Consider the following 13653-nt stretch of genomic DNA (forward strand, 5'->3'; position numbering starts at 1 on the left):
GCATACGCCGACCCGGTGCCGTACGGGGCGCCGGCACCCTCCCCCGGTCTCCCCCCGGCCGGGTTCCGTCCGGCAGACTCCCCGCATGGAGACCACCGATTTCGTCGACGCACTGGACCGGGAGGGGCGGCTGCTGGCCGCGGCCGCCGAGGAGGCGGGCACCGCCGCCGAGGTGCCGGCCTGCCCTGGGTGGCGGGTGCGGGACCTGCTGCGGCACACCGGCGTGGTGCACCGGTGGGCCGCCGGCATCGTGGCCGACGCGTGCGCGTCGCCGCGCCCCATGGGCGATCCGCCGGATCTGGACGGTGACGCGCTGGTGGCCTGGTACCGCGACAGCCACCGCGGGCTCGTCGAGACCCTCGCCGCGGCGCCCGCCGACCTGGAGTGCTGGACGTTCCACCCCGCGCCCTCTCCGTCGCCGTCGGCCTTCTGGGCCCGGCGGCAGGCGCACGAGACGGCGGTGCACCGTTACGACGCCGAATCGGCGCGTGGTGGCGCCCCGACGGCGATCGGCGCGGAGTTCGCCGTGGACGGCGTCGACGAGCTGCTGCGGGGCTTCCACGCCCGGTCCCGGAGCCGGGTCCGCACGGAGAACCCGCGGGTGCTGCGGGTGCGGGCCACGGACACGGAGGCGGTGTGGACCGTACGGCTGTCGGACACGCCGCCGGTCGCCGCGCTCGGGGACTCGGGTGAGGCGGACGCCGAACTGGCGGGTACGGCGGCGCAGTTGTACCTGGCGCTGTGGAACCGGGTGCCGGTGCCGAGCGTGACGGGCGACCCCGCGCTCGCCGGGTTGTGGCGGGAGACGTCGGCGATCGTCTGAGCTCCCCCTCCGGCCCGCTCGCAGGCAGGAGCGGCTGCCGTCGCGGCGCACGCGGGAAGGACGCGGGAAGGGACACGGAAAGGGCTACGCCCGCCATGACTACTCATCGCGGCCCTGCATGTCCCGGGGGCGCCCCCGGCAGCCGCCCTCAGCCCAGCCAGCCCGGCCGCACCAGCCCCGACTCGTAGGCGAGGACGACCAGTTGGGCGCGGTCGCGGGCGCCGAGCTTCACCATGGCGCGGCTGACGTGGGTCTTGGCGGTGAGCGGGCTGACGACCAGGCGGCGGGCGATCTCCTCGTTGGACAGGCCGATGCCGACCAGGGCCATCACCTCGCGTTCGCGCTCGGTCAGCCGGGCGAGGGCGTCCGCGGCGGCCGGCTCCTTGGAGCGGGCGGCGAACTCGGCGATCAGCCGGCGGGTCACGCCCGGCGACAGCAGCGCGTCGCCGGCCACCACCGCCCTTACCGCGCGCAGGAGTTCGTCCGGTTCGGTGTCCTTCACCAGGAAGCCGGAGGCGCCCGAGCGGATCGCCTCGAAGACGTACTCGTCGAGTTCGAAGGTGGTGAGCATGACCACCTTGACGTCCGTCAGCTCCGTGTCGCCGGTGATGCGGCGGGTAGCGGCCAGCCCGTCCAGCAGGGGCATCCGGATGTCCATGAGCACGACGTCGGGGCGCAGTTCGCGCACCCCGCGCAGCGCCTCCTCGCCGTCCGCGGCCTCCCCGGCCACCTCGATGTCCCGCTGGGCGTCGAGCAGCGCCTTGAAGCCGGCCCGCACCAGCGACTGGTCGTCGGCGAGCAGTACGCGGATCACCGGTCCTCCTCCGTCTTCAGGGGCAGCACGGCACGCACCCGCCAGCCGCCGCCGGGGCGCGGGCCCGCCTCGATGCCGCCACCGAGCGCGGCGGCCCGCTCGCGCATCCCGGCCAGGCCGTTGCCGCTGCCGCCCGCGTCGGCGCCGGTCGCGGGCCCGTCGTCGTCGACGCGCAGGCGCAGCGCGCCGCCGTCCCGGTCGATGTCCATGCGCACGCGCGCGTGCCGTGAGCCCGAGTGGCGCACGACGTTGGTGAGGGCCTCCTGGACGATCCGGAAGGCGGCGAGGTCGGTGCCGGGGGGCAGCCGGGGCGGCTCACCCTCGACCTCGACGTCGAGACCGGCGCCGGCCGCGGCCTCGACCAGTTCCGGCAGCCGGTCCAGGCCGGGCGCCGGGGCGCGCGGCGCGTCGCCGGGGGTTCGCAGGGTGGCGAGCACCTGACGCACCTCCCCCAGCGCCTCCTTGCTGGCGTCCTTGATCGTGGTGAGCGCCGTGCGCGCCTGCTCCGGGTCGCTGTCCAGGAGCGCGAGGCCGACGCCCGCCTGCACGTTGATGACGGAGATGCTGTGCGCGAGGACGTCGTGCAGTTCGCGGGCGATCCGCAGCCGTTCGGCGTCGGCGCGCCGCCGGGCCGCCTGGGCCCGCTCGGCCCGTTCCTTCGCCCACTGCTCACGGCGGACGCGGGCCAGTCCGGAGACCGCGACGACGGCCACCACCCAGGTGCCGATGACGAGTTGCTGGCCCCAGGAGGAGGCGGCGTCCCCGGCGGGCGGCAGCCACCGGTAGAGCCAGAGCGCCATGAGCGCGTGTCCGGCCCAGAGCGCGCCCACGGCCGCCCAGGCGGCCCGGCGGTGCCCCGCGACGACGGCGCTGAAGCAGGCCACGGCGACGGCCAGGAACACCGGCCCGTACGGGTATCCGGCGGCGAAGTAGGCGAGGGTCGCCGCGGCCGTGCCGAAGACGACGAACACCGGGTACCGCTTGCGCCACAGCAGCAGTCCCGAGGCCACGCACAGCAGCAGGACCGCGTACGCGTCCAGCGGCTCCCGCCGGATCTGGTTGTGGGCGGAGAAATGGGTGCCGAGGAGCACGAACGCCGTGAACAGCGCGGTGGACGGCCAGGGCCAGCGGCCGGGGCGCGCCTCCTCGCCGTCCGGGCGGTTCCACCAGGGCGGCCCGTGCCGCCACCACTGCGGCGGGCCGCCCCCGCGTACGTGCTGTTCTGCCATGTCCGCCACGCTAGACGGCCGGTGCCGCCGACGGCGTCAGCCGGGCGTCGTGATCACCCGTACTCCCCGGAGAGTACGCCCACCCCCGGAGACCGGCCCCGCCCCCGCCCGCGGTGGCACCTGGACGAGGCGCCGGAACTTCAGGGCGGCTGGACGGCGGGGCGTCAGCGGCGTCAAGGCGTCAAGGCGCCAGGCCGACCCCGAGCGCGAGCCGGACCGCCGCGTGCCGGAAGAACGGCGCACGGTCCTCCACCACCCGGTGGAACTGCCCGAACAGCTCGAACCCGACCAGCCCGAACAGCTGCGCCCAGGCCGCGACCAGCGCCGCCGCCGCCCCCGGCGGCAGGTCGGGGGCGAGGTCGGCGGCGATCCGCTCGGCCTCCTCGCGCAGGTCGGCGGGCAGCGTCGGCCCGGTCAACGCACCCTTCTCATGGGCGTCGCGCACGACGCCGATGAGGAGGAGGCCGACCCGGGACGCGGCCGGAACGGTGGTCTCGGGCGCGGTGTAGCCGGGCACGGGCGAGCCGTAGATGAGGGCGTACTCGTGCGGGTGCGCGAGCGCCCAGCCGCGCACCGCCTCGCACACGGCGGTCCAGCGCTCCAGCGGGCCGGCCTCCGCCAGCGCGGCGTGCGCCGCCTCCGCGGCCTCTCCCAGGGAGTCGTAGGCGTCGATGATGAGCGCGGTCAGCAGGTCGTCGCGGCTGGGGAAGTAGCGGTAGAGCGCGGAGGAGACCATGCCGAGCGCGCGGGCCACGGCACGCAGCGAGAGCTTCGCCGCTCCCTCGGCGGCGAGCTGTCTGCGCGCCTCGTCCTTGATCGCGGCGGTGATCTCCGTCCTGGCCCGGGCCCGGGCTCCCTGTGCGGCGCTCATACGGCCAGTGTTCCACGTTTTCGGAGCACCGCACACAAACGAGAGCACTGCTCTTGCACTGGAGTGCCGACCCGGGGCACACTGCTCTCACAGCGAGAGCAGTGCTCTCCCGAACTCGTGGGGGTAACCATGTCGTCGTCGCCGTACTACCTCAAGGGCAGCCCGATGACCGTCCGGCTGAACAGCGTCATCGGCTGGCTGGCACGGCACGGCCTCAGCCTCGCCGGCAGCGCCGAACTGTCCGTGCGCGGCCGGAAGTCCGGCGAGATGCAGCGCATCCCGGTCAATCCGCACACGTACGAGGGCGCCCAGTACCTCGTCTCGGCCCGCGGCCACTCCCAGTGGGTGCGCAACATGCGCGCCGCCGGCGGCGGCGAGCTGCGCGTCGGGCGCAAGGTCCGCGCGTTCACCGCGATGGAGCTTCCCGACGCCGAGAAGCTCCCCGTGCTGCGGACCTACCTGGACAGGTGGGGCTGGCAGGTCAACGACTACTTCCGGGGTGTGACGGCCGCGTCCTCCGACGAGGAGATCCTCGCCGCCGCCCCCGACCACCCCGTCTTCCGGATCACGGTCACGAAGTGACCGTGTCCTCCGCGTCCGGGACGGCGCGCGTGTCCGGGGTGACCGGCCGCCGGTCCAGCGCGGTCAGGGCGCGCTGGGCCAGGGGGTGGCTGCGCACCAGCTCGCCCAGCGAGGTGGCGCCCTGCGTGATGTCCTTGAACGCCTTCCAGGCGGGGCGGAACCCGGTCAGCACGGCGTGGAAGAGGCCGGGACGGCGCTCGAAGACCGCCAGCATGCTCCGGCCGACGGCCATCTCGACCCCGAGTCCGGCCTTGATCGCGAACGCGTAGTTCAGGGCCTGGCGCCGGGCGTCCACCGCGTCGTGCGCCTCGGCGATCCGCACCGCCCACTCCCCCGCGAGCCGGCCCGACCGCAGGGCGAACGAGATGCCCTCGCGCGTCCACGGCTCCAGCAGCCCCGCCGCGTCGCCGCACACCAGCACCCGCCCCCGCGAGAGCGGGGAGTCCTCGGCCCGGCACCGCGTCAGATGACCGGAGGAGACGCTCGGTTCGAAGCCGGCCAGACCCAGCCGGGCGATGAAGTCCTCCAGGTACCGCTTGGTGGCGGCGCCTTCGCCGCGGGCGGAGATCACTCCGACCGTCAGGGTGTCCCCCTTCGGGAACACCCAGCCGTAACTGCCGGGCATCGGACCCCAGTCGATGAGGACCCGCCCCCGCCAGTCCTCGGCGACGGTCTCCGGCACCGGGATCTCCGCCTCCAGACCGAGGTCGACCTGGTCGAGCTTGACCCCGACGTGCGCCCCTATCCGGCCGGCGCTGCCGTCGGCTCCGACCACCGCGCGCGCGAGCACGGTCTCGCCGCCCTGGAGCACCACGGCGACCGTGCGCCGGTCCGGCACCGCCGAGCCGTGCTGCTCGACCCGCGAGACCGTGACGCCCGTCCGCAGTTCGGCGCCCGCCTTCTGCGCGTGCTCGACGAGTTGCTGGTCGAACTCGGGCCGGTTGATCAGACCGAACAGCATCCGCTTGGAACGGCGGGTGCGCGTGAAACGGCCGTTGTTGGAGAACGTGACGGCGTGCACCCGGTCCTTGAACGGCAGCTCGAAGCCGGGCGGCAGCGCGTCGCGCGAGGGTCCGATGATGCCGCCGCCGCACGTCTTGTAGCGGGGCAGCTCCGCCTTCTCCAGCAGCAGCACGCGCCGCCCCGCGACCGCCGCCGCGTAGGCCGCCGAGGCCCCTGCCGGTCCCGCGCCCACCACGACGACGTCCCACACCCGCTGCACGTCGTCCGCCGAAGAGTTCTCGCTGCTCACGATGGTCTGCTGCTCCCGATCAGGCCGGCTTCCGCTGCTGTCTCCCGCATCCTACGGCGGCCGTCGCCGACGGCCGCTGTGGGAGGATCGGCAGGCGCACGCGCCCGCTCACCGGCGGGCGCCTACGCTGACACGATCAACCCGGACCACAGACGTGCCGCGAGTCCCACCCAGGTACCCACCGGCACGACGTCGCACCCACAAGGAGCGTGCCCATGTCGTCGAATCCGGTCGCCGAGACCGTCGCCTCCCTGATGCCCAGGGCTCGCGAGGAGCTCGCCGAGCTGGTGGCCTTCAAGTCGGTGGCGGACTTCGACCAGTTCCCGAGGAGCGAGAGCGAGGGCGCCGCGCGCTGGGTCGCCGACGCGCTGCGCGCCGAGGGCTTCGAGGACGTGGCCCTGCTCGACACCCCGGACGGCACGCAGTCGGTTTACGGCCACCTGCCCGGCCCCGAGGGTGCGAAGACGGTCCTCCTCTACGCCCACTACGACGTGCAGCCGCCGCTGGACGAGGCCGGGTGGACGACCCCGCCGTTCGAGCTGACCGAGCGGGACGGCCGCTGGTACGGGCGCGGGGCCGCCGACTGCAAGGGCGGCGTCATCATGCACCTGCTGGCGCTGCGCGCGCTGAAGGCCGACGGCGGCATACCGGTGAACGTCAAGGTGATCGCCGAGGGTTCGGAGGAGCAGGGCACGGGCGGCCTGGAGCGCTACGCCGAGCAGCACCCGGAGCTCCTGGCGGCGGACGCCATCGTGATCGGCGACGCGGGCAACTTCCGCGTCGGCCTGCCCACGGTCACCAGCACCCTGCGCGGCATGACCATGCTCCGCGTGCAGATCGACACGCTCGAAGGCAACCTGCACTCCGGTCAGTTCGGCGGTGCGGCCCCCGACGCGCTGGCGGCGCTGATCCGCGTCCTGGACTCGCTGCGGAGCGAGGACGGCTCGACGACCGTGGACGGGCTCGCCGGCGACTCCGCGTGGGAGGGCCTGCAGTACGACGAGGAGCAGTTCCGCAAGGACGCCAAGGTGCGCGACGGCGTCGGGCTGATCGGCTCCGGCACGGTCGCCGACCGGATCTGGGCGCGCCCGGCCGTCACCGTCCTCGGCATCGACTGCCCGCCGGTCGTCGGCGCCACCCCGTCCGTGCAGGCCGCCGCCCGCGCGCTGATCAGCCTGCGGGTGCCGCCGGGCGTCGACGCGGCCGAGGCGACCAAGCTGCTCCAGGCCCACCTGGAGGCGCACACCCCGTGGGGCGCGCGGGTGCGCACCGAGCAGATCGGCCAGGGCCAGGCCTTCCGCGCCGACACCACCAGCCCGGCCTACCAGGCCATGGCCGACGCGATGGCGGTCGCCTACCCGGGCCAGGAGATGCAGTACGCCGGCCAGGGCGGCTCCATCCCGCTGTGCAACACCCTCGCGGCCCTCTACCCGAGCGCGGAGATCCTCCTCATCGGCCTGAGCGAGCCGGAGGCGCAGATCCACGCCGTGAACGAGAGCGTCTCCCCCGGGGAACTGGAGCGGCTGTCGGTCGCGGAGGCCCTGTTCCTGCGCAACTACGCGGCGGGCTGAGCCTCGATTCTGCCCACGGCAGAGGGCCCTCGCCTCACGGCGGGGGCCCGCCCTACGGTCGTCCTCATGGACGTCGTCGAACTCGACGGGGCCGTACGCACGGTCGGCAGGCGGCAGGGCCGGCACGGCCGCAGGACCGGCACGGCCGTGCGGCCGCGCGAACGTCAGCCGAGGGGGACGCCCGCTTCCAGGTACAGCGCGGCGCCGCGTTCGCGGGCGCGCAGGGCCCAGCGCAGGCGTTCGTAGCGGACCGGTGGGAGCAGGTCGGCGGCCTCGCGTTCGGTGACGAAGCGGCAGTCCCGCAGTTCGGGGCCGGGCAGCAGCACGCGCCCGGCGGACTCGGGGTCGAGCCGGCCGCCGTCGAAGAGGAGGCGCAGACCGCCGTAGCCGGGGGGCGCGGGCGGTTCCCAGTCGACGACGAGCAGCCGGGGCACGTCGTCCAGAACGATCCCCGTCTCCTCGGCGACCTCGCGCATCCCGGCGCGGGCCGGGGCCTCGCCCGGCTCGACGACCCCGCCGGGGAACTCCCAGCCGGCCTTGTAGGTGGGATCGACGAGCAGCACCCGGTCCTGTTCGTCGAAGAGCAGGACGCCGGAGGCGAGGGTCTCCGCGGTGGGCTCGGGCGTCTGCACGATGTCGCAGGCGGGCAGGGTCCCGCTGCCGACGGCCTCGGCGATCCGGACGGCCGTCTGGTACGGGGTGAGCGCGCTGGTGTCGACGAGGTGGGCGTCGGCGGTCAGCCAGGAGGCCAGGGCGGCGCGGTAGGGCTCGATGTGGTCGTCGGCCCACTGGCGCACCCGCATCTCGCCGTCGGGGAGGTCGGGCGGGACCTCCCGGCCGGCCATCCGCTCGCGCAGGATCGTTTCAGCCGGGGCGAGGAGCAGATGGTGGACTCCGATCCGGCGGGCTGCGAGGCCACCGAAGATCTCGTCGCGGTACTCCTGGCGCAGCAGGGTCATGGGGACGACGAGGGTTCCGCCCACCTCCGCGAGCATCGCGGCCGCCGTGTCGATCACCAGCCGCCGCCAGATCGGCAGGTCCTGGTAGTCGCCGACCTGGGCGAGGTGTTTGGCCGGCAGCAGGTACCTGAGCGCGCCGCCGATGACCTCGGGGTCGAAGAGCGTGCTGTTCGGGATCAGTTCGATCAGTTCCCGTGCGGTCGTGGACTTCCCCGCACCGAACGCACCGTTGATCCAGACGATCACGGGTCCCCCTCTTCTGTTAGGCCCCCTGTGGCTTGCCCGCTCCACCCTGCCACGGAAACCGGCTCCCGTTGAGGGCGCCTGCGCGACGGTGCCGGCGTCCCCACCCCATGGGGCGGGCACACCGGCACCGGGACGGGCCGTCTGCCTCAGGCGTTGTCGCCGAGGACCTCCTCGCCGGCCGACGGGCCGTCGTGGCCGACGACGTCGTCGACGCTGCCCACGGTGTCCTTCATGTTCAGGTCGCCGAGCGGCTCGTGACCGGAGGCGTGGGAGGGGGTGATGGCGGCCACCACGAAACCGGTGGCGAGGGAGGCGATGGCGAGCATGCTGCGCTTCTTCATGACCGGTTCAACCGACGGAACCGGGTCGGGGTCACGCCCTGTCCCCGACCGGAGCAGATGCCCCGGGGGAACAGCGGCCCCGACCGGAGCGGAGGTCGCCGCAGGGCGACGTCAGCGGGTCGTGCCGCGGCGGCGGTCGAGCAGTGCGACCGCGGCGAGCAGGGCGAGGACGACCCCGGTGAACCAGGTCATCGCGGTGGTCAGGCTGGTGTAGCGGGTCGCCAGGCCGAGGCCGACGGGCAGCAGGGCCAGGCCGACGTAGGACACCAGGAACAGCCCGGCCAGGGCCTCGCCGCGGCGCTCCGGGGCGGCCATGGCGGCGACGGCCGCGACGGCCGACTTGAACAGCACCCCGGCGCCCGCGCCCGCGACGATCCCGGCCAGCAGGAACACCGGCAGGCTCGCCGTGCGCACGCCCACCGCGAGGGCGGCCACCCCGCCGGCCTGGGCGAGGAGCCCCACGGTGCGGCGGGTCCGGTCGCCGAGCCGGCCGGAGAGCGTCTGGGCCGTCGCGGCGGCGCCGAACACGGCGAACACGATCAGCCCGGCCAGCGCCCGGGACGGATGGTGCAGGGTGCCGCCCACGAAGCCGGGGACCAGGGACGTGAACAGCCCGAAGACCGCCAGGCAGGCGAAGCCGGCGGCGGCCGCGGCGAAGTACCCCGCCCGGTCGCCGTGGTCGGCGCTCACCCGCTGCGGCCGGTACGCCGGGCGGACCGCGGGCCTGTCGACCGTCTCCGGGGTGCTCAGCACCGCGACGATCCCGGCCAGCAGCAGGGCACCGAAGACGGCGTAGGGCAGCCGCAGCGGAGCGCCGAGGTACTGGGCGAGGCCGCCGGCGACCAGCGGGCCGAGGCCGAGGCCGCCGATGTTGGCCGCGGTCGACACGATCTCGAACCGCTGCGCCGGGGCACCGGGCCGGTGGGCGCCGTGCAGCTCGTGCAGATGGGCGGTGGCCGTCGCGGTCAGCATCCCGACGCCGAGGCCGGTGACCAGCCTCGCGACGATCAGCACCCAGAGCGCGGACGAGGCCAGGAAGAGCGCGGCGGCGGCGAGCTCCAGCGCGAGCGCCACGACCAGGACCTTCCTGCGGCCGGCCCAGTCCGAGACGTGCCCGGCCAGCAGCAGACTGGCGAGGACGCCGACGGCGTACACCGCGAAGACGACGGTGACGGTGAACGTGGAGAAGCCGTCGTGCTCCTGGTACAGCGGGTAGAGCGGCGTCGGGACGGTGGAGAAGGCCATGGCCGTGACGAACACCGCGGCGACCGTCCAGAACCCGGCGCCGTACCGGCGGGCCGTCCCGCGCCGGGAGCCGGGCGCGGCCGCACCGTCGGCCGGCTCCCGGCGCGTGGTCGAGGACGTCGGCATGTCTGCGCTCCGATCCGGTGAGGTGGGCCGGGCGGCCCGTTCACCGCCTACCCCTTCCAACCGCTTCCTCCCACTCCCGCTTCCCGCGCGGTGGAGGTGATCGGATGTGACGCTGTTCTCCGCAGCAGACGGGCACGGGCGGCGCGGCGGGCGAAGGCGGCAGGGGGCCGCGGCGGACGGAGGACGTCGTCGCGGTCGCCGAGGAGGACTCTTCCGCAGCGGCGGCCCGGTGCCTGCGCGTGGTGCGGTCGGCGGTGTCCGGCAGGGTGCGGGCGCCGGAGCGCGAGCCCGCCGGCGCCGCGTACGCCGGACTCGCGTACGCCGGACCCGCGCACGGCCGCCTCGCCCGCCGCCGGACCGCCCCAGCGGAATCCCCGCGCCGCCCGCCGGGCCGCCCTCGGACTCCGGCCGCCGTGACTCCGTGAGTCCGTGACGCCTCGGACTCCCCCCGCCAGGGCCCCTCAGACTCCGGCCGCCGTGGCGTTCGTCCGGGCGGTGAGCGCCGCTGCGGCGGCTCCCACGAGACCGGCGTCCGTGCCCATCTGCGCGGGTACGACCGTCAGGCCCCGCACGAAGGACAGGGTGGCGTACTCCCGCAGCGCCTTCCGCAGCGGCGTGAGGAGCACGTCGCCCGCCTTGCCCACGCCCCCGCCGATGACGGCGATGTCGATCTCGACCAGGGTGGCGGTGGCGGCGATGCCGGCGGCCAGGGCCTGGGCGGCGCGCTCGAAGGAGGCGACGGCGACGGGGTCCCCGGCGCGGGCCGCGGCGGCCACCGAGGCGGCCGAGGTGTCGCCGTCCGGGCCCGGCCGCCAGCCGTCGTCGAGCGCCCGGCGCGCGATGTTGGGGCCGCTCGCCAGGCGCTCCACGCAGCCGCGCGAGCCGCACGGGCAGAGGTCCCCGTCGAGGTCGACGCTGATGTGGCCGACGTGACCTGCGTTGCCGGTGGGGCCGGGGTGCAGTCGGCCGTTCAGCACCAGGCCGCCCCCCACGCCCGTGGAGACCACCATGCACAGCGCGTTGTCATGGCCGCGAGCGGCGCCCTGCCAGTGCTCGGCGGCGGTGATGGCCACGCCGTCGCCGATCAGCTCGACCGGCAGCCCGCCGACGGCGGCCCGTGCCCGCTCGACCAGCGGATAGCCGCGCCAGCCCGGCACGTTCACCGGGCTCACCGTGCCCGCGGACGCGTCCACCGGGCCCGCGCTGCCGATGCCGAGGGCCGTGGCGCGTCCCCACAGCGGCGCCGCGGCCAGCTCGCCGAGCACCTGCTCCACCGCCCGCATCACGGTGTCGCCGTCCTCCTGCGCGGGCGTCGCGCGCTGTGCGCGCACCAGGATGCGGCCGTGCCCGTCCACCAGGGCACCGGCGATCTTGGTGCCGCCGATGTCGAGCGCGGCCACGAGGTCGGTGTGCATCAGAGTCAGATCTCCCCGTCAGCCATGTGAGAAACCAAGGGTGGGCGCAGGCCGGTCTCGCGGTGGGGCGCAGGCCGGGGATTGCGGTGGACAGTCTCCCCCGGGTATGACAACGTTGTCCAGGCTCTATGCTCGACGCCACATCCTCATACAGCCCCATGGTTCGCCGCATCCCCGTGGACGACAGGACAGGACGCCGCATCGTGCCCGAGACCGCCCGCCGAGCAGACCGCCTCGCCGCCAGCCGCTACGGCAACCGTCCGACCATGAAGGACGTGGCGGCCCGCGCGGGTGTCGGGCTCAAGACCGTCTCCCGCGTGGTCAACGGCGAGTCGGGCGTCACTCCGGACACCGAGCGCAGGGTCCAGGAGGCCATCGAGGCGCTGAACTTCCGCCGCAACGACAGCGCGCGCGTCCTGCGCAAGGGCCGTACGGCGAGCATCGGGCTGATCCTGGAGGACCTCGCCGACCCGTTCTACGGCCCGCTCAGCCGCGCGGTCGAGGAGGTGGCCCGCGCGCACGGCGCCCTGCTCATCAACGGCTCCAGCGCGGAGGACCCGGACCGCGAGCAGGAACTCGCCCTGGCGCTGTGCGCGCGGCGGGTGGACGGGCTGGTCGTCATCCCGGCCGGGGACGACCACCGGTATCTGGAGCCGGAGATCAAGGCGGGTGTGGCCACCGTCTTCGTGGACCGCCCGGCCGGGAAGATCGACGCCGACGTGGTCCTCTCGGACAACTTCGGCGGTGCCCGCGACGGTGTCGCCCACCTCATCGGCCACGGCCACCGCCGGATCGGCTTCATCGGCGACATGCCCCGCATCCACACGGCGGCCGAGCGCCTGCGCGGCTACCGGGCGGCGATGGAGGACGCCGGGATACCGGTCGAGGATTCCTGGATGTCCCTGGGGGTCACCGACCCCGAGCGGGTGCGCCGGGCGGCCGAGGCGATGCTGTCCGGGCCCGAGCCCGTCACCGCAGTCTTCACGGGCAACAACCGGGTGACGGTCACCGTGGTCCGTGTGCTGGCCGAGCACCGCCGCCGGGTGGCGCTGGTCGGTTTCGACGACATCGAGCTGGCCGACCTGCTGGAGCCGGGTGTCACCGTGGTCGCCCAGGACGCGGCGGCCCTCGGCCGTACCGCGGCGGAGCGCCTGTTCCGCCAGCTCGACGGCACCCTGGTCGCCCCCGAGCGGATCGAGCTGCCGACCCGCCTGATCACCCGCGGCTCGGGCGAGCTGCCGCCGGCGGACTGAGCGGCCGTGGCGGAGCGCGCGAACGGGCGGGCGGGGGCTCACAGGGACGACCTCTCCCTGGAGGCGCTCGGCCTGGCCGAGGCGCCGCGTGACCATCCGCTGCTGTACCCCGGGGCCTGGCCGGAGCGGTCCGGGCTGCTGCACGGGGACCGCCTGCTGCCCCTGGACGGTTTCTCCCGCGCCGGCCGGCACCCGGTCCTCGCCGTCGGCTCCAACGGCTGCCCCGGCCAGCTGCGCCACAAGATGGCCGAATCCGGCGTCGACGGGCCGCTCCCGATGGAGAAGGCCCGGGTCACCGGCGTCGACGTGGGCGTCTCGGCCCATGTGAGCCGCATGGGATACGTCTCCGCGTCGCCGGTCAGGGCGCCCGGGACGGTGCGGGAGCTGTTCGTGCTCTGGCTCGACGAGCGGCAACTGGCCGCCATCGACGCGAGCGAGGGAGTGCCGGTGCCCACGGGCAACTTCCGCCGCGCCTGGCTGCCCGCACCCGACGTGCTGATCGAGCCGGAGCACGGCGCCCCGCTCCCCGGCGCGCACGTCTACGTCAACCGTCACGGCGTGCTGCACGACGGCGCCGACACCCCGCGCAGGCACCCGGGCGAGCGCGCCCTGCTCACCGAACTGCTCGTGGAGTCGGAGCGGTTGCGCGAGCTGTTCGGCGACACGCCCGAGCTGTTCTGCTCCCGGGCGCGGGCGGACCCGCGGCTGTGCGCGCGGGGCACTCAACTGTTCGTGCGGGAGCGGCGGGTGACGGCGTCCGGCCTGGAGGCGTACGTACGGCCGTGACCGCGTAGTGCGGGACGGGCGTACGGCCTCGACCGCCGCGTGGTGCGGCATGGGTGTACGGCCACGCGGGTACGACCCCGACCGCCGCGCGGTGGGACGGGGGCGGAGCCTGGCCGTGCGGCGCCGGACAGGCGTTCGGC

13 protein-coding genes are annotated in these 13653 nt (G+C 74.8%); 5 read left to right on the forward strand and 8 right to left on the reverse strand.

The window, feature by feature from the left end:
• Positions 1 to 85: 85 nt before the first annotated feature.
• Positions 86 to 823, forward strand: coding sequence for a maleylpyruvate isomerase family mycothiol-dependent enzyme (locus ACIQ9G_RS21800; protein WP_403611975.1), 738 nt, complete (start codon positions 86 to 88; stop codon positions 821 to 823).
• Between the two features lie 148 nt (positions 824 to 971).
• Here ACIQ9G_RS21800 and ACIQ9G_RS21805 read toward each other — a convergent pair whose 3' ends face one another.
• The 3 genes from ACIQ9G_RS21805 to ACIQ9G_RS21815 all read right to left on the reverse strand — a co-directional run bounded on the left by ACIQ9G_RS21805 (position 972) and on the right by ACIQ9G_RS21815 (position 3737).
• A complete protein-coding gene (locus tag ACIQ9G_RS21805) occupies positions 972 to 1637 on the reverse strand; it encodes a response regulator (RefSeq protein ID WP_403611977.1) in 666 nt (221 codons plus the stop codon).
• Positions 1634 to 2866 (reverse strand): histidine kinase, encoded by a 1233-nt coding sequence (locus tag ACIQ9G_RS21810; RefSeq protein WP_403611980.1) that lies wholly within the window; start codon positions 2864 to 2866, stop codon positions 1634 to 1636. Before ACIQ9G_RS21810 ends, ACIQ9G_RS21805 begins: the two co-directional genes overlap by 4 nt.
• A gap of 181 nt (positions 2867 to 3047) precedes the next feature.
• Positions 3048 to 3737, reverse strand: coding sequence for a TetR/AcrR family transcriptional regulator (locus tag ACIQ9G_RS21815; protein WP_403611982.1), 690 nt, complete (start codon positions 3735 to 3737; stop codon positions 3048 to 3050).
• Positions 3738 to 3866: 129 nt separating this feature from the next.
• On the opposite strand from ACIQ9G_RS21815, the gene ACIQ9G_RS21820 reads away from it, so the two are divergent.
• Positions 3867 to 4319 (forward strand): nitroreductase family deazaflavin-dependent oxidoreductase, encoded by a 453-nt coding sequence (locus tag ACIQ9G_RS21820; RefSeq protein ID WP_403611985.1) that lies wholly within the window; start codon positions 3867 to 3869, stop codon positions 4317 to 4319.
• Here ACIQ9G_RS21820 and ACIQ9G_RS21825 read toward each other — a convergent pair.
• Positions 4309 to 5571 carry a geranylgeranyl reductase family protein gene (locus tag ACIQ9G_RS21825; protein ID WP_403611988.1) on the reverse strand — a complete coding sequence of 421 codons (1263 nt, stop codon included), beginning with the start codon at positions 5569 to 5571 and terminating at the stop codon, positions 4309 to 4311. The genes ACIQ9G_RS21820 and ACIQ9G_RS21825 overlap by 11 nt on opposite strands.
• A gap of 215 nt (positions 5572 to 5786) precedes the next feature.
• Between ACIQ9G_RS21825 and ACIQ9G_RS21830 the strand changes: the two genes are divergently transcribed.
• A complete protein-coding gene (locus ACIQ9G_RS21830) occupies positions 5787 to 7142 on the forward strand; it encodes a dipeptidase (RefSeq protein WP_403611991.1) in 1356 nt (451 codons plus the stop codon).
• A 164-nt stretch (positions 7143 to 7306) separates the two neighbouring features.
• Here ACIQ9G_RS21830 and ACIQ9G_RS21835 read toward each other — a convergent pair whose 3' ends face one another.
• From ACIQ9G_RS21835 to ACIQ9G_RS21850, 4 genes are all read right to left on the reverse strand, one after another.
• Positions 7307 to 8347, reverse strand: coding sequence for an NUDIX domain-containing protein (locus ACIQ9G_RS21835; RefSeq protein ID WP_403611994.1), 1041 nt, complete (start codon positions 8345 to 8347; stop codon positions 7307 to 7309).
• Between the two features lie 146 nt (positions 8348 to 8493).
• Complete coding sequence (locus ACIQ9G_RS21840) at positions 8494 to 8688, reverse strand: hypothetical protein (protein ID WP_403611997.1); 195 nt, start codon at positions 8686 to 8688, stop codon at positions 8494 to 8496.
• Between the two features lie 111 nt (positions 8689 to 8799).
• On the reverse strand, positions 8800 to 10059 hold the full coding sequence (locus tag ACIQ9G_RS21845) for an MFS transporter (RefSeq protein WP_403611999.1): 1260 nt from the start codon (positions 10057 to 10059) through the stop codon (positions 8800 to 8802).
• A 461-nt stretch (positions 10060 to 10520) separates the two neighbouring features.
• Complete coding sequence (locus tag ACIQ9G_RS21850; protein ID WP_403612001.1) at positions 10521 to 11474, reverse strand: ROK family protein; 954 nt, start codon at positions 11472 to 11474, stop codon at positions 10521 to 10523.
• 158 nt (positions 11475 to 11632) lie between these two features.
• Between ACIQ9G_RS21850 and ACIQ9G_RS21855 the strand changes: the two genes are divergently transcribed.
• Positions 11633 to 12727, forward strand: coding sequence for a LacI family DNA-binding transcriptional regulator (locus tag ACIQ9G_RS21855; protein ID WP_403612003.1), 1095 nt, complete (start codon positions 11633 to 11635; stop codon positions 12725 to 12727).
• 6 nt (positions 12728 to 12733) lie between these two features.
• Complete coding sequence (locus tag ACIQ9G_RS21860) at positions 12734 to 13513, forward strand: hypothetical protein (protein ID WP_403612006.1); 780 nt, start codon at positions 12734 to 12736, stop codon at positions 13511 to 13513.
• The last annotated feature ends 140 nt before the right edge of the window (positions 13514 to 13653 follow it).

The organism is Streptomyces sp. NPDC096152, assembly GCF_044763235.1.
Taxonomy (GTDB): Bacteria; Actinomycetota; Actinomycetes; order Streptomycetales; family Streptomycetaceae; genus Streptomyces.